The organism is Enterococcus saigonensis (assembly GCF_011397115.1).
Taxonomy (GTDB): Bacteria; Bacillota; Bacilli; order Lactobacillales; family Enterococcaceae; genus Enterococcus_C; species Enterococcus_C saigonensis.
Genome location: NZ_AP022822.1, coordinates 182,174 through 199,060, shown reverse-complemented (window position 1 = coordinate 199,060; position 16,887 = coordinate 182,174). Strand labels below are relative to the sequence as shown.

Here is a 16,887-nt window from a genome sequence, read left to right as displayed (position 1 = left end):
TATTAAGGGACGTTATTTTTGTCTTAATTTCAATTAAAAAAATTCAGGGAAATAACAAATTTATTTCATTTTTTTATTTAGGAAAAAACAACAGAGAAAATTGTGTTCAGCCTCCAAAAAGGGGTAATCTTTCAAAAAAAGCATTACATATTCCTCAGAATTTTAATTTTGCGAACTAAAACATAAGGAATATTATCAGCTATTACGCAGACTGCTTTTTTATTTTTTCCAATGCTCAAAAAGTTTGACATAGTACGTTTTATTGCGATTTTTACCAGTGACTTTCTCATTTAAAGCTGCCTGCAGGTAAAAGACATTATCAATCACTTCACCAGAAGTCTGTGCATCCGGCTTATCCGCCCAAATCGCAAGGGCAACTGCTGGCGTTTGCTTCAAGTATCTTTGTGACACAAGTTGATTATTGGCAAATAAATTTAATACAAAACCCTCTTGAATCTTTTCATACGTTGGATAGCTGTACCCCGCCATTTCTCCTAAAACATAATAAAAATAATTATCATTATGATTTACTACTTGATAACCTGCTTCAAAAAAAGTTTCTACCGGTGCCATATTTTTATTCCAACGCGTCCAATATGAAATTTCACAATTTTTTGTAAGTAGTAGTTGCTCCTTACGATTCAAACGATAAAAACCATCATTCCATACTCGAACTGTAAAGCCCAAGGCACTGATTTTTGCAACTAAATTATTTACATATTCGGTAAAGATTTCAATGCCACTGGCTGCTTCGCCAAACTTTTCTAGTGCAGCTTTTTGCAAGGTAGGATATATTTCCACTTGATCAAAATCAATAAATTCATCTGCACCAATATGAAAGTAGCGACTGTCTTTAAAAAGTACCGCATATTCTTGATAGATTTCAAACACGAAATCCACAGCAGCTTGATTTAAGATATCCAGTGCGCGCACATCTGCCACGGTTTTTCCCTCTACTATTTTCTTTAACTGCCAATCAGGATAGGCTTTTAAGACTTGTTCCAAATGACCGGGACTATCAATATCTGGAATTACTTCAATATAAAAATTTTGACAATACGCGATCAGCTCTTGTACTTCTTTTTGTGTTAAATATTGTTCGGAGACAATTTCGGGATGTTTTTTTGATTCGATCCGAAATCCTTCATTTTCTGAAAAGTGTAATTGTAAATGTGTAAAATTAAATAACGCCATACTGCGGACTAATCGCTTTAGTTCTTTCAGCGAGTAGAATTTGCGGCCAATATCAATCATTAAACAGCGTTCTTTAATTTGCGGTAGCTGAACTTGCTGCCTTTCTTTAAAAAGGGTACATAATACTAACTGAATCGCACCATAGAACAATGCTGCTTGGTTTTTAGCCAAAAGTTGTGGGTGTTCATTTTCCTTATAACTAAACTCTTGCATCAAGGTAGGAACCAGCACCAATTCTATTTTTTTGATATCTTCTGATAAAAATTCATAACCACATTCACGAAATAATTGCATTACTTGCTCTGCAACTTGTCCTGCTTTTGGTGTAGCTGTTTGAAAACCAATTGAAATTTTGCTCATTTGTTTAACTCCCATCTTTTCAAAAAAATCCCCGTAACTCAGTTGCTTATTCCAATGGCCAATAAGGCTATATATTGGAATTAGTCACATACTGAGCACGGGCATTTTTAGTTAATAGTTGCTGTAGTTTTCTTTTCTAAAATTCGACCGTACGAATTTCATAAGGTTGCAACGTATTCTCATAGTCTTTTAAAGGTTCTTCTAATAGATTTAAGGTCTTAAGTGGTACCTGATTATCTTTTTTTAGTAGGAGTGTATCTTGCTTACTACTTAAATTATAGCCTCTTAAAATTAATGCTTGATCGTCTTTACGACGTTTTAAGGCTGTTGGCTCAAACTTTTCACTCTTAATTTCAACAAAAGCATCACTTGCTGCTAGTTTACCACTGTGAACCTTTGTTTGTTTTATGCTTAGTGGTACTTGTGCGTTGTGGGCTCGTTTATAACTGTCAAAACGTGTATCTTTTCCACCGTGAATTTCAATACCGTAATTAAAAGTATGCTCCCCAAGACATTGGGCTTCTGGCGTTGGAAAATATCCCCAATCTCCAAGCTCTCCGACGCAACGTAATAAAGTTAATGCAACGGTATCTGAAATGATTTCATATTCGTTTAACCCATAGTTAGATACTGTTAATCCAAAATCTTCATCATGTAAATTCACAAATGCGTGTTGGTGTTGCGGGTTAGTTGGGTTTTCCCAATGTTTGGAAACTTGGTTTGGTCGTATCACGGTTTCATAAATACTATCTGCTTCATGCGTTGGTACATCTAAGGTTGTTGGAAATAAAACCCGCAAGCGATGATCTTTGGCTTGGTTATTGACAGTTGTAGCAAATTCTAACATTTTACTGTTTTTATTTAGCGTGATTTCTGTCACGACCGGATACGCAATAGTCTCTTTACTGCGTCCAGCTTGACGGAAGCGAAAGTCCACGACTTTACGTTGTTCCAAATCCAGCAAATCTTCCGCAGCTTTTGGAATTTCCATTTCATGTGTTAAGCGCACTTTTGCTACTAAGCTATTATCTTCTATTACTTCAACTTGATGAGGGAAGAAAGTTGATAAAATAGCGTGATCGCCTTTAGGTTGTTTAAAGATATACTCATTGGCAATATCTCCTACATCTTCAAAAACAAGAAGGTTAGTTAATGTCTTTCCTGTTTGTTTATTGGTCAGGCTCAAACTACCGTCTGTTTCAATTTCGGCTTTAAGAAAATCATTTTCCAAAATACGGCCATGCTTCGCCACTAAAGAATTCGTTAATTCTTTTGTTTGTCCTACAACTAAAGCAAAGCTATCCCAAGCGTAACCTTTTATTGCCGCAATATCGATTGTTACGGTAACGTATTTTTCCATATACGGAATACGGAAACGGTCCTTTGGTAAGTCATAATCAAACCGAATCTGTTCTTCACTAATCACTGCTGGTACAACGTTGCCATTTTGATCAATGACAGAATAACTTTTAGCGTCTTCGGCGGCTAGTTTGTCATAGCCATCAGCAGGATAAAGCTCTGCAAAGGTTACCCGGCTTACTTCAATGTCCACTGTCGCTACACCACTTTTTGGCGTACCGGCTGTATTGAAGACAACAAAAGGAAAACTGTCTGCTGGAAATTTTGATGTGTCAATGGCAGCTGTCAACTGTTCTAGCGCTTCATCTGCCAAGTACTTGCCGACTTCATTGGCTTTTTCAAAACGCGGCATCATCTCTCGGTGAACTTCATCAACTGAACAGCCGCAAATGCTGTCATGAGGATGATTTTGCATCAAAGTCTTCCATGCGTAATCCAATTCATCAAAAGGATAGCTTCCTGAAACCTCATACGCCATCGCAGCAAGTGGTTCCGTGACATTTTCTAATTGACGACTGACGCGAGTATTCCACTGCTTCAAATACACACGAGCCGAAGCTGTATTGGCTAGTGTAAACCAGCCGTCTGTTTCTTGTGAGGTTAATTCTCCGTTTACTGTACCCAAATCTGCTGGTAAATCATTTTGCACCGCTGCTAGATAATCTGTAAAATTAGAATGGATAAATTCATAATCCGGGTATAACTTGTTGGCTAATTTTATTGCTTTTGCAACATCTTTTTGTACTGGTTGATGGTCAACACCGTTCATCATTAACAGATGATTGGTTGAGGCAAATTTTTCAGCATCCGCTAATTTTTGATCCCAAAAAGCGCGAGCAGCTGTTTCTTCTGCTGGAATTTCATTACCGTTTGAATACCAATTAGCAAATAATAAACCAAAAATATCTGTGCCATCTGGGCCAAGCCAATTCATTTCGGAATATTGCGAAGTGTAATTATCATCAGCTAAAACTTGGTTGTCAAAGCCGATTGGTTTCACACCACGACCAAAAGCAGCTGCTTGTAAATTGGCTTGTTTCATCATTTGGGGAGTTTGCCCCATATTGCCAAACGTATCTGGGAAATAGCCTAACATTACCGGCGTCCCCCATTTTTTACTGTCTTGCATTCCAATTAACATATTACGCACATTTGACTCTGAACTGGTTAAAAAGTCATCTTGTAAAATATAAAAAGGACCAATTCGTAGTTTGCCAGCATCAATTGCTTTTTGAACCGCATCGCGTTTTTCCGGACGTACTTGTAAATAGTCATCCAAAATAATAGTCTGGCCATCTAAGTGAAAGCTATTAAAATCTGGGTCTGTTTCAAATAATTCCAATAAATCATCCATTAAGGTAACTAGGCGCATATGATGTTGTTCATAGGCCATATACCACTCACGATCCCAGTGACTGTGGGAAATGATATATACTTTTTTCTTCATCTTTGTTTTCTCCTAAACAAAACTTGTAGCAAAACACATTGCATTTAGATGCAAGCTACTATTATTTTTTTACTTGAATATCGAAGTAATCCATAACCAACTCACAAAACATCATATTCGCCCAAGAAAACCACTCTCTTGTATATTGCGTTGGATCATTTACATCAAACCCTTCGTGCATTAGATGCGTTCCCGCATCAGTGGCCACCAATTGATTTAAAATGCGTTCTTTTTCTTTTTTGTCAGTAGTTGTCATGCCTTCCATTGCCATGGCAATTGGCCAAACATAATTGTTGGGGGTATGAGAAGAACCAATTCCTTTGGCAAATTTACCTTCATAAAAATAAGGGTTCTCTTTACTTAGTAGGGTTTTGCGGGTCGCCAAATATTGTGGATCATCCATCTGGCCATAACCCAAATAAGGCGCTGAAATTAAGTTAGGTACATTGCTGTCATCTTGAATTGTCGCATTTCCTTTGCCGTCAACTTCGTAGGCAAAAACTGTTTCACCGGCCTCATTGGTTGTTCGCCCATATTCTTTAATGCCCTCTTCAATTTCAACTTTCAGCTGGTGTGCTGCTGCTACAATCTCTTCGTCTTTTAAAACAGTACTAAAAATTTCTTCTAAATAGCCTAAGATAACAACAGCAAACATGTTAGAAGGTACTAAGTAGCCATATTTACAAGCATCGTCACTTGGTCGAAAACCAGACCACGTCATTCCAGTTGGTACAACTTCTGCTCCTTTACCATCGCAGATAAGAGTATCTTCCATGCGCGTTGTGTCTCGCACAAAAGTATAAGGTGATGTACTGTGGTTTTGTTCTGTTGTAAAGACTGTTAAAATCTTTTCCACTCCTGTAACAAAATCTTCATTAAATTGATCTGTTCGACCAGTATTTTTATAAAGTAAGTAAGCCAATTGGACAGGGTAACATAAAGAGTCAATTTCATATTTCCGCTCCCAAATCCAATCATTCATTTCCGTGTGATCACTTTGATGACCGGCACCATTTGCCTCTTCATTAAAAGCATTGGCGTAAGGATCGATATTAATGTAGTAGAACTGTTTTTTGACTAGACCTGAAATCATCGCTGCTAAGTCTTCGTCTTCTTTGGCAATTACAAGATACGGACGCACTTGTGCTGTTGAATCTCGTAACCACATTGCTGGAATATCGCCAGTTAATAGAAAAGTTGTACCGTCTTCATGACGTTTCACTGTTGTTAGTAAGGTATTGGCAAATGCCGCGTTAAAGTTTTTTGCCCAGTCCGCATGATCACTACCACATTTTGCTGTAATATCATCCATAAATCGTTGCACTGATTTTGGTATATCTTTATAAGTCATTTTACTTCTTACCTCCCGAAAATGATATATCTTTAATTCTTGTTTGATTATATAGCAGTTAACTCAAGATGTCTACGCTTTCAAAAAAGTTTTTTTATTTATTTACAGAAGGAAAATATGTGATAAACTACTCTATATGATATACCAATTGAAGGAGAAAAATATGGAACCTTTGTATATAAAAATATTGCGAGATTTAGAAGCCGCTATTGTATCAGGCTTATTGAAACCAGGAGATCAATTACCCACTGAAAAAGAACTTTCTGAAAAATACAGCGTCAGCCGTATCACCTCAAAGCGAGCATTAAACGAATTGGAACAAAAAGGGTTGATCGAACGAACCAGAGGTAAAGGAAGTTTTGTAACAAGCAAGTTAGAAACTACTTCTGTGACAAATCGCGTGTTGCTTTTATTACCTTTTACCGACGATATCGCCATTGGCAATTTATCCGGTAGCATTTTGCCGGTAATGCAACAAGTACAATACGAATTGATGATTGCTACTTATGATTTTTTAAATACCCATACCACCCAAGATATTAAAGCCGAATTTGATGGTCTGATTTATTACACAGAAGATGAAAATCAACATTTGGATTTATTGTTTGAACTATCTTTTGCGGATTTTCCCATTGTGCTTTTAGATAAAGAAGTCCCTGATTTGAACTTGCCTTCATTTTTATCTGATAATTTGTCTGGGGGCAAAAAAGCTTGTGATTTTCTTATCGCTGCCGGACATAAACGCATTGCATATTTATTCGGTGACCATCATCATCCTCAATCTACTCGGCAACGCTATTTAGGCTATATCCAAAGTTTGATGGAACACCAAATTGATTTTCATACTTCTTTTGAAGAAGATACAACTAGTGAAGACAATTTGCTACGCTACGTGAAGCAAAATCAAATTACTGCTTTTGTTTGTGAAAATGATATTACCGCCATTCAAGCGATGCGCTCATTGCGTCTGGCAGATCTTTGTATCCCAGAAGATATTTCTATTGTAGGCTTTGATAATATTCAAGCTGCAGCACTTGTTGATCCGCCTCTTACCACAATTTCACAAAACTTTAAAGCTATCGGGGAAACTGCTGGAGAAGCTTTATTAAGTTGGATAAAAACTGGCCAAAAACCAAACAGTCAAAAAATTCCCGTTACCTTATTTGTACGGGAATCAACAAAGGAGATTAAATCATGATTGAAACAATTGACACACGCCACGGTACAAAAAATCAACACAGCTTTTCTAACGGGAACTGCTTGCCCTATACCGGCGTACCTTTTGGGATGAATTATTTTGCCCCCCAAACAAATGACGCTCATGGCAGTTGGTGGTTCCATCCAGACGATCACACCTTCCAAGGCTACCGCATCACGCATCAACCAAGTCCATGGATGGGAGATTTTTCCCACGTTCTTTTCACACCAATTAGTGGTGAATTATCGGATATCTCGTTATTTCATGCCCAAAGCTCTTACCGACCAAATGAGGCTACCTTTCGTCCTTATGAACTTTCCATTCAGCAATTGCGTTATAATATCACTTCAACTGTAATTCCAAGCATGTACGGTGGTATTTTGGAAGTGAACTATGAAAAAGACAAAAATGGCTTCATGTTAACTTTACCTGGTGCAAAAGAAATCACCCAGATTAATGACCATGAATTACAGGCTAGTGTTGTGAATTTTTCTGGTGCAGAAGATGATGATTTCACATTTTACCTATCTTTGCATTTTGAACATCCTATTCAAAATATCAAACAAGCAGCAGGTGAAAAAACATTTGTATTGTTGGATTTTGGCAACGTAAAAAAGCAAACGCTTCATTTAGGCACCTCGTTTATTAGCTTTTCACAAGCAACGCTAAATCGTAAAGCAGAGCAAAACATGGACTTGAAAGATTTTCGTAATGCCAGTCAAAGTACTTGGGAGAACTATTTTGACCGTATTCAAGTTGAACATACAAATCCAGAGCATACGAAAACTTTTTATCATAATTTGTATCGTATTTTCTTATTCCCACAAACGTTTTATGAAATAAATGAAAAAGGCGAAAAAATTCATTACGATACGTATAATAAAGCCGTAAAACCTGGTATTTTATATACCAATAACGGATTTTGGGATACTTATAAAACGGTGTATCCATTTTACTCCCTTGTAGCCAAGGAAAAATATGAAGAAATGTTAGAAGGCTTTTTAACAAGTTATGAAGAAACTGGTTTTTTACCAAAGTGGTTATCTCCAGACGAGCGTGGATTAATGCCAGGTACTTTAATTGACGCTGTCATAGCAGATGCTGCTGTTAAAGGTATCCGTGAAGATCTGATGCCCCGTCTTTTAAAAGCAATGAAAAAAGGTGCGACTGTTCAAAGTGAAAAATCAAATTACGGACGCCAAGGAACCTTAGATTATTTGAAATACGGCTATGTCCCAAGCAACTATCACGAATCCGTTAATCATACATTAGACTATGCTTATAGCGATTTTTGTATCAGTCAAGTCGCCAAAACTCTCGGTGATGACAAAACGGCGGCTTATTATAGCCAACAAGCATTGAATTATCAAAATATTTTTGATGAACAAACTGGCTTTATGCGGGCAAAAGACACCGAAGGCCATTTTCGCGCAGACTTTTCGCCAATTCGTTGGGGAAGAGACTATGCTGAAGGGAGTACTTGGCAAAGTAGTTTTGCTGTTTATCAAGATTTCCAAGGACTAATTAACAAAATGGGAGGAAAGCAAGTTTTCACCGAAAAACTAATTGAGCTTTGCAATCAAGCTCCTGATTTTGATGTAAAAGGTTATGGTTTTGAAATCCATGAGATGAGTGAAATGGCAGCTATTGAATTTGGGCAGTTAGCTATTTCTAATCAACCTAGTTTCCACTATCCATATCTTTTTAGCTACGTTGGTAAACCTGAGATGGCGCAACCTTTAATTAAAAGTTTATTGACGGAATGTTTTACCGCCGCAACAAATGGATATCCTGGTGATGAAGATAATGGCAGTATGGCAGGTTGGTACATTTTTAACTCACTTGGTTTTTATCCGGTTAGTCCAGGGACAGGCGAATATGTTATAGGAATGCCATTAGTAAAAAAAGCCACATTAAAACTATCAAGTGGCAATACCCTAACGATCACAGCAACACCAAATCAACCACAACACTTGTTTGTCCAAGCAACCAAATTAAATGATAACTTACAAACGAAACTTTTCTTTACCCATGATGAATTAACAGCTGGGGGAAATATTGACTTCCAGCTTGGTATCGTTGCAAATCCAAAAGAATATGATGCAACACAATTGCCTTTTTCGCTAAGTGCACTCAAATAATTTTACTTCTAAACACAAGTCATAACTTGAAGTGTGTTAGTTCGTAGTCACACCGCTTTACTTTATTTTTAACTAAAAAAATCGCAAAAAGCCGTCTTTTGAAATTGCACCAAAACTGGTGTATTTCAAATATCGACGGCTTTTTACGACCTGTTACAGCGGATGCTGACATAAGATTAAAGTTGGCTTGTTTTCAAAAAATATAATCGACAGCTTTAGAATAGAAAGTCGAACTCTTTTCAATGTTGAAAAAGACAATGCGCATTGCGCTATGGACAAAACGGCTAACTGTTTTGCAATCTTATGTATGAAATGACGTATGACTTTTACTTTAATCAGTCAGCATAGATGAGACTCTAAAATAAAAGTCCGTTTATTTTTATCTTAAGTAAAAAAGTAAATCAGCTTTTGGCATTCCCCTAATGCATTGCTGATTCTTCTACCAAACCCTACTTTTTCATTTTTTATTAGAATACTTCGACTTCCCAAGGTGAATTAGGATACATCACAGTCACTCCTCTTTTTGACTAAAATCAAAATATTTAGCTTTTGCTTACAGACCTAGTATAATCACTTTTTTCGGGCTATAATAATTTTGTACAAAAATGCGTCATAGGAGAATCAGGATGGAACAGGCACAATTAATAAAAAAACTGCGCACAGAGCGCGGCTATACTCAGACACAGCTTTGCGAAGGAATTAGTTCCCGCACGACACTTTCTTCCTTTGAAAATCGCGGCACAGAACTTTCTAGCGGCATTTTATTCCAATATCTTGATCGGATGAATTTGCGGGTAGAAGAATATCAATTACTTTTGGAAAATCATGAAGTTTCCCCCAAGCGACGATTAGCTGCACAATTTGTGAAAGAATATTATACTGGTGCTTTTTCACCTACATTAAAAGCTGAAATTTGGGAAAATTATCTAAACAGCCATGATTTCTATTATTACATCTTGTGGTTTGAAACAAAAACAATTTTAGCCTATAAAAATAATTATTTTGATGATAAAAAATATGAAAAAGAAATCAACAAAATTTGTGACTATTTATTTAAAGTCGAAGTGTGGCAACACTTTGAGATGACAACCTTTATGAATTTAATGTTCGCTTTTTCAGATGAGATGATCTTAGCTCTTTTTGATAGTTCCAAAGAAACTTTGACCGAAAATGCTACCAATCCCTACTACACATCTTTGGTCACGACCTTTTTTATTAACGGAATTATTCTTGGCTTTCAACGGAAAAATGATCACATTTTATCTCAATTTTTAACTGGCTTACAAGCCGTTGCCAAAAAACCAAAATACATGTACGCTAAAATGATGGCTTTATATTTTGAAAAGCTCCTGCAAGCTCGTAATGCTACTAATCCAAAAGATATTGACTTCACTGACTTTTACGCTGCCTTAGAGCTATTTGGCATGAGTGAAAAAGCACAGGAACTAAAAGAATTTTACGAGGAAATTATTAACGAGAATAAATAGAAAAATAGTCCAACCAAGCCATTTACATGTGCTGGGTTGGACTATTTTGTTAACCTTGTAAAACTTCAAAATTTGCCGCAGCACCAATTAAATTGGCATCGTTTTTGAATTTGCATGCGACTACTTCTGGCATAATACTTTCTACGCCTTCTGCTTTTAGTAAATCAAAAATACGTCTTTTAATGTTTTCAATCACATCTGGTCTCACAGAAATTCCACCACCAATGATGATAATTTCCGGATCAATCGAAACTTGCATATCATATAAAGAATGTGCCAACGCATCATACATTTCAGCAAGATATTTTTGCGCTACTTCATCGCCACTATCTGCTAATTCAAATAACGTCCGACCATCCACTTTTTGCCCTGTGGCTTCAGAATATGTGCGTGCTTTGTTAACAGCTGTACCAATAGGACTTAATATACTTTTACCAAAAGGTTTCATTAGGCCAAATTCGCCGCCAAATAAATGACTACCTTTATAAATTTTGCGATTGATAAATATGGAGCCCCCAATGCCGGTTCCAATCACCACAAAAACTGCATTTTGCGCCTTTGTCCCAGCTCCTAGTTCAATTTCACTAATGCCGGCACAATTGGCATCATTTTCAATCGTTACTGGTACGCCAAATGCTGCTTCTAATTGATCAAAAATCGGACGCTGATGCAAATATTCTACCGCACTAATCCCATCAATTCGACGCTTTGCCACATTCACAGCGCCAGGTGAACTAATGGCCACTCCATCGAGTGTTCCAAATTTGGCGCTGACTTTTTTCATTTCTGCAACCATTTCTAAAAACGTGTCGGGCGTTTTAAAACTCCCTTGACTGTGTAGCTTCTTTTCTTCCCATTTTCCATATTTTACGGCTGATCCGCCAATATCAAAAACTGCAAGTACCATTTTTTCCCCTGCCTTTATTTATTTATTTTATCTTTTTACACATCATAACCGTTATTTTGGCTAACTTGTTTAAACCACAGGCCACTTTTTTTCAAGCTACGTTTGTAGTGGTCTTCTAAATCAACGCGATAAAAACCGTAACGGTTGCGATAGCCATTTAACCACGACCAGCAATCAACAAAAGTCCACGTATGGTAACCAAAGCAATTGCTGCCATCTTCAATACCTTTGTGTAAATAATTTAAATGTTCAATCATAAATTCAATACGGTAATCATCTTGAATCATGCCTTTTTCATCCATGAAACGTTCTTCGTCTGCTACACCCATTCCATTTTCTGAGACAAACCAAGGTAAATTGTTGTATTCATTTTTCATCATCATTGCCACATCGTATAAAGCTTCTGGGTAAATTTCCCAACCACGATAAGGATTAATTCGCTTTTTGGGCCAGTCATATGGTTCGTATAAATCTTCTGGCGTCTGAGCTGGCAGCGTTGGATTTTGAGGTGCTTGTACACGCCGCGGATGATAATAATTCAAACCGATAAAATCAACTGTATTTTTTAAAAGTTCAGCATCCTCTGCTTGTGTTTGGGGCGTTAGCTGATGTTTAGCCAATAAGTCAATCAAAGCTTGTGGGATTTTACCGTGAACAGCCGGATCTAAGAAACTTTTTGTATTTAACAAATCCGATGCTTCACCTGCTTTTTGATCTGCACTAGACGCACTACGGGTATAAGTCGGCGTAATATTCAAAATAATCCCAATTTTTCCCTTCGGTAGTACTGCTCGAAATTCTTTTACCGCCGCAGCATGGGCCAAAAGCGTGTGGTACCCAACTTGAACGGCTTTTTTAAAATCAGTCACTGCTGGATAATGATAGCCGTATAAATAGCCCATTTCCACATGAACAATTGGTTCATTAAACGTTGTCCAATCTGTCACCAAATCGCCAAACAATTCAAAGGCTGTTTTGCCATAAAAAGCAAATGCGCTGACCGACTCGCGAACTTCCCAACCTCCTTTTTCCATTAACCACATCGGCATATCGAAATGAAATAAATTGATAATTGGCGCCACGCCATTTTCTTTAATTTTTTTGAAATAATCACGATAAAAAGTTACTGCTTCTTGATTCACCCTTTGGCCATCTGGTAATAAGCGCGCCCATGAAATAGATGTCCGATAAGAATTCAGCCCAACTTCTTGCATCCGTTTACAATCTTCGGTATACATTTCATATAAATTAGACGTATTTGCTGGACCTTGTCTTTCGTTAAATTTTTCAGGTGCTTTTTCATACCAATAATCCCATGTTGTTTTTGACTTACCATTTTGTAAACTATGACCTTCTGTTTGCGGTGCAGAGGTTGCTGCACCCCACAAGAATCCCTTTGGAAATTTCTTTATTGTCATACTCTTTTCCTCCTTAATTTGCTCATTAGACAGTGTTTTTTGAATGTAAACAGCACTCTTTTTACTTAACTTTGTAAATTTGAATAATCCCCATGATACGCTTCACGAAATTCTTTTGGTGTAATCCCATTTAGCTTTTTAAACATTTTTGAAAAATAATTAGTATTGTTATACCCGATTTCATCAGCTATTTCATTGATATTTAAATTACTGTGGAGTAATAATTGTTGGGCACGTTTAATACGAATTTGATTCAAATATTGGGAAAAACTGTTATGCATTTCTTTTTTAAATACTTGGCCAAGATAGACTGCATTTAAATGTAGCTCATCTGCAACTAGTTTTAACGTTAAATCTTGGCGATAATTATTTTGGACAATCTCAATTACTTTTTGCGTCATTTCAGAAAATTGTTTTTCTACCGGCTGACGATCGGTCATTTGCAAAACTGCTTCTAATAATTCTTTTAACTGATAGACAGTATCGCTGTTACGAATTTGTTCAATTGTAGCTTCATAAATGTCTTTGGTTGCGGTTGGGTATTGCCGGGAAATATCGGTAAAGAGTAAAAAGGCAATATAGCGAGCATTTTCTGGCTGTATTTGGCGAGCTACAGCATCATCAAAAATAGCATCCAATTCTTGCTGAATGGTTTTTTGATCTCCAATCATTAATGATTTGTTGAAAGCCAAAAAAGAAAATTCCCCTTCGCCTAATTCATCAGCTAAATCCATAGAAGATGTTGGCAGTAAATCCGGATAAAAATTATTTAGCTCTTCCATCTGCAAGATTTTTTCATAGCTTTCGTACAAATTTTCCCATTCTTTGATAGTTTCTCCCACAAATATTTTTAAAGAACCGGGATATTGTCTTTTGGCATAAGCTAAAAAAAGCGATAATTTTTCTGAGCTTCCGGTGAAAATCAGTGTAATTTGCTGATGTTGTTGTGGACCGCCTGCAATTACGAGGGGCTGCCCACTTCTTTTGGCTTCTTTGGCAAGCGCAAGTAAAATATCGGAGTCACTTAAAATTTTAATTACTGTAAAAGGCCCGTTCACATTCGCCTTGAAATGTTTCATCAATTCAAAAAAATCAGATTCATTTAACTCATCGTTTAACCAGCGACTTAAACTATTTTCTAACACCAATTGTTCTTGTTCTTGCCGATGCGCCGCTTCATCTAATTCTCTTTTGATTTTTTTTACAATGGCCAATAGTTCCTCTTGATCAACGGGTTTCACCAAATAATCTTTGACCCCCAGTCGTATTCCTTCTTTCACATATTCAAATTCTTGATAGCCGGACAAAAAAACTGCAGAAAACTTATACCCCCGCTGATAAGCTGCATCAATCATGGCAATACCGGTCATTTCTGGCATTGTAATATCACTGATTACTAAGTCAACTGTCTGCTCTTTTAAATACGCTAGTGCTTCTAAGCCTGTGCGTGCTGTCTTGACGACGGTAAAACCAAGTTCTTGCCAAGGTAAAATTTGTTTTAGACCTTCTAAAATCATATATTCATCATCGACTAACATTACTTTATACAAAATTTCGCCCTCCTTTGATTTTAATCGTCAGCGTAGTCCCTTTACCCCATTGTGAAGTCACGACCATACTAAAATCTAAGCCAAAGGTATTTTGCAAACGTGCATAGACATTGTGCAAACCAATTGAATTTTGTGCTGCATTTTCGAGTCTTTTTAATTTATTTTGAACTTCTCGCACGCGTTCAGGCGTCATTCCTTTGCCATTATCGGTTACACGAATTACGATATCTTCAGCAATGAAATTGGCTTTTACGCTAATGGCATTATCATTACGCGTATAGTCAATGCCGTGAACAAAATAATTTTCGATTAGGGGCTGAATCGTAAATTTTGGAATAATCAAATTTTCCAATTCAGGAGCAATAACAAAATTATAAGCTACCCGATCAGGATAACGCATTTGATACAAATATACGTATTTTTCACAAAACGATAGCTCTTTTTTTAGTGTTGTTGTTTTTTCTTGTGTCGTATTATTTCGCAAAAGAGCTGAAAAGGCATAGACAACATCTGCCAATTCTTTTTGCTGCTTGCTTAAAGCATACATACGAATGTATTCCAGTGTGTTGTACAAAAAGTGCGGATTAATTTGTGATTGCAACGCCTGCATATGGGCGTCTCGTTGCTTGATTTCCAGCTCATAATTATCTTTAATATACTGATCCAAGCTTGCAACCATAAAGTTAATGGCTTCGGATAAATCATACAACTCATCTTGAACTTTACTAACATCAATGCGTTCTTGCAAATTTCCTTCAGCCACACTATGGGTAATGCCGACAATGGTTTCAATTTGTTGAAAATAACGTTTAAACGTCCGATTCAAGGTAATTAGTAAAATAGCTGCTAAGCCACTGCCGACCAAAATAGCGATGGCAAAAGTTCGCAGATTTTTCTGCCATAAAACCTGTTTGCTAGCCAATAATACATAAGAAAGATCGCGACTAGTTTTCTTTTGTAGAACATAATATTTATCTGTAATTTTTTTGGGCAGTGGCTGTTTGTTTTCAATTGCATAAACCAAGTTTTGATAAGCCGTGTTATACAATTGATTGTGAGTCGTAAATATCGGATTGTTCGCATTATCAAAGATATACGCCTCCATGCCATCTTCCACCATCGAATTTTCCAGCATGCCAAGAACTGCTGCTCGAGAAAAGACCGCCGAAATTTCGCCAACCATATTTGAACCATATTGGTCTACGATTGGTCGCGTAATGACAAAGCCACTTTTTGCTGGAATTTTCCCTTGAAGTTTGCGACCATTGTGATTGTAACTGTCTGCCATTAAATAATTTTTCGAACCATCTAAGGTGACATAAAGCTGATCTAAATCATTAAAGGCATTAAAAAAACCGTTAATTGTTTCTGAAATCCGCGTATCTCGCTGGTAAGCTTGCCAAGAATCTTGGGTATATTCAAAATAATCAGCAGCAGACAAATTTAAATATTGTTGGACGTTAGCAATCGCCGCATTAGATCCTGCCAACTCCATATAAATAAAACTCATTGTATCATTATTATCTTCTACTGAATTCATAATGCGATTTTCTAAACCGTCCAAATCACTCTTCATTTTGCGGTAATTACTATCTGCTGTATAAACGCACAAAGCAGCCACCGTCAGCAGGATAACTCCTACTAACAGAAGGCTGTAAATTTGCATCAAACGATTCATTAAGTATTTTCTTTTGTAAAGACGTGCTAAAAATTTAGCCATGTTGCGCCAACTTTCCAGCCACCATAAAACGATTGTCTTTTGTAGCAAAGCCGCTCCATACGGCGATTAGAGCAAATGTTGCAAAAAGCAGCAGCCCTTTGAAAAACCAGGTTAAAACAAAAATCGAAACTAAACCAAAGAGTACTTTCAAAAAAGCACCAAAGTTTAAAAAGACACTAATAAAAGCCAATTTGAACAAATTAAAATGGGATATTTCATACTTGGTTTCATACTGTGTCACATAAAGGTATAACACTGCAATTAGGAATAAAACAAATGCCAAGATAAAATCAATAACAAGCCATAACATTCCTTGAATCTGAGCTGATAAGTACAAGTTATAGCCTAAGAAAAAACTAATGCCAGCAAAAATTAAAAAATGAACATTGCTTCGTTTAAAATTAGCTTTCCAATGAGACATAAACCGCTTGAAAGTTATCTGCTGATAATCAATACCATGTTCCATTAATAAATCCGTCATTACTTGGAAGGCCGGACCGGCACCAAAAATTACGCCCCCCATTAACGTAAATAAAATAAAATATAAGTTCAATTTTATAATCATCCAAGCCACATAAAATAGTCGTTGAATCCCACTACTTACCATTTCTAAAACTCCTTTACAAAATACTACCGCCAAATGTATCACATTTAAAAATTCATCTACTCTGATACTTACAGCTGAACATATAATAACATTACATCCTCAGCTTTAACCATCAAATATTAGATTTTCTCTAAGGAAAAATCCAGCG

Annotated in this window: 11 protein-coding genes; 3 read left to right on the top strand and 8 right to left on the bottom strand. The window is 36.8% G+C overall.

The features are described from left to right. Positions 1-219: 219 nt before the first annotated feature. The 3 genes from EsVE80_RS00865 to EsVE80_RS00855 all read right to left on the bottom strand — a co-directional run bounded on the left by EsVE80_RS00865 (position 220) and on the right by EsVE80_RS00855 (position 5,711). Positions 220-1,554 (bottom strand): family 20 glycosylhydrolase, encoded by a 1,335-nt coding sequence (locus EsVE80_RS00865; protein WP_173102045.1) that lies wholly within the window; start codon positions 1,552-1,554, stop codon positions 220-222. Positions 1,555-1,690: 136 nt separating this feature from the next. Then, positions 1,691-4,360, bottom strand: coding sequence for an alpha-mannosidase (locus EsVE80_RS00860; protein WP_173102044.1), 2,670 nt, complete (start codon positions 4,358-4,360; stop codon positions 1,691-1,693). A 61-nt stretch (positions 4,361-4,421) separates the two neighbouring features. Continuing rightward, complete coding sequence (locus EsVE80_RS00855) at positions 4,422-5,711, bottom strand: glycoside hydrolase family 125 protein (protein ID WP_173102043.1); 1,290 nt, start codon at positions 5,709-5,711, stop codon at positions 4,422-4,424. Positions 5,712-5,874: 163 nt separating this feature from the next. On the opposite strand from EsVE80_RS00855, the gene EsVE80_RS00850 reads away from it, so the two are divergent. The 3 genes from EsVE80_RS00850 (at position 5,875) to EsVE80_RS00840 (ending at position 10,537) form a co-directional block, all read left to right on the top strand. Then, positions 5,875-6,909: a GntR family transcriptional regulator gene (locus EsVE80_RS00850; RefSeq protein ID WP_173102042.1), complete on the top strand. Its 1,035-nt coding sequence runs from the start codon at positions 5,875-5,877 to the stop codon at positions 6,907-6,909. Further along, a complete protein-coding gene (locus EsVE80_RS00845; RefSeq protein WP_408639862.1) occupies positions 6,906-9,050 on the top strand; it encodes a GH92 family glycosyl hydrolase in 2,145 nt (714 codons plus the stop codon). The genes EsVE80_RS00850 and EsVE80_RS00845 overlap by 4 nt, the downstream gene beginning before the upstream one ends. Before the next feature lie 626 nt (positions 9,051-9,676). Next, a complete protein-coding gene (locus EsVE80_RS00840) occupies positions 9,677-10,537 on the top strand; it encodes an Rgg/GadR/MutR family transcriptional regulator (protein WP_173102041.1) in 861 nt (286 codons plus the stop codon). Between the two features lie 49 nt (positions 10,538-10,586). On the opposite strand, the gene EsVE80_RS00835 is transcribed toward EsVE80_RS00840, so the two are convergent. From EsVE80_RS00835 to EsVE80_RS00815, 5 genes are all read right to left on the bottom strand, one after another. After that, the gene (locus tag EsVE80_RS00835; protein ID WP_173102040.1) at positions 10,587-11,444 is read right to left on the bottom strand and encodes an ROK family protein; all 858 of its coding nucleotides are present in this window, start codon (positions 11,442-11,444) and stop codon (positions 10,587-10,589) included. A gap of 35 nt (positions 11,445-11,479) precedes the next feature. Next, positions 11,480-12,856: a glycoside hydrolase family 1 protein gene (locus EsVE80_RS00830; protein ID WP_179957299.1), complete on the bottom strand. Its 1,377-nt coding sequence runs from the start codon at positions 12,854-12,856 to the stop codon at positions 11,480-11,482. A gap of 71 nt (positions 12,857-12,927) precedes the next feature. Then, the gene (locus EsVE80_RS00825) at positions 12,928-14,412 is read right to left on the bottom strand and encodes a response regulator transcription factor (protein WP_173102038.1); all 1,485 of its coding nucleotides are present in this window, start codon (positions 14,410-14,412) and stop codon (positions 12,928-12,930) included. Continuing rightward, complete coding sequence (locus EsVE80_RS00820; RefSeq protein ID WP_232061237.1) at positions 14,405-16,180, bottom strand: sensor histidine kinase; 1,776 nt, start codon at positions 16,178-16,180, stop codon at positions 14,405-14,407. The genes EsVE80_RS00825 and EsVE80_RS00820 overlap by 8 nt, the downstream gene beginning before the upstream one ends. Then, the gene (locus tag EsVE80_RS00815) at positions 16,125-16,739 is read right to left on the bottom strand and encodes a YesL family protein (RefSeq protein WP_173102037.1); all 615 of its coding nucleotides are present in this window, start codon (positions 16,737-16,739) and stop codon (positions 16,125-16,127) included. Before EsVE80_RS00815 ends, EsVE80_RS00820 begins: the two co-directional genes overlap by 56 nt. Positions 16,740-16,887: the final 148 nt, after the last annotated feature.

What these genes read in the sequence shown, in the direction of transcription:
- EsVE80_RS00865 (WP_173102045.1), bottom strand. Translation starts at nt 1,554, where the DNA reads ATGAGCAAAATTTCAATTGGTTTTCAAACAGCTACACCAAAAGCAGGA.
- EsVE80_RS00860 (WP_173102044.1), bottom strand. Translation starts at nt 4,360, where the DNA reads ATGAAGAAAAAAGTATATATCATTTCCCACAGTCACTGGGATCGTGAG.
- EsVE80_RS00855 (WP_173102043.1), bottom strand. Translation starts at nt 5,711, where the DNA reads ATGACTTATAAAGATATACCAAAATCAGTGCAACGATTTATGGATGAT.
- EsVE80_RS00850 (WP_173102042.1), top strand. Translation starts at nt 5,875, where the DNA reads ATGGAACCTTTGTATATAAAAATATTGCGAGATTTAGAAGCCGCTATT.
- EsVE80_RS00845 (WP_408639862.1), top strand. Translation starts at nt 6,906, where the DNA reads ATGATTGAAACAATTGACACACGCCACGGTACAAAAAATCAACACAGC.
- EsVE80_RS00840 (WP_173102041.1), top strand. Translation starts at nt 9,677, where the DNA reads ATGGAACAGGCACAATTAATAAAAAAACTGCGCACAGAGCGCGGCTAT.
- EsVE80_RS00835 (WP_173102040.1), bottom strand. Translation starts at nt 11,444, where the DNA reads ATGGTACTTGCAGTTTTTGATATTGGCGGATCAGCCGTAAAATATGGA.
- EsVE80_RS00815 (WP_173102037.1), bottom strand. Translation starts at nt 16,739, where the DNA reads ATGGTAAGTAGTGGGATTCAACGACTATTTTATGTGGCTTGGATGATT.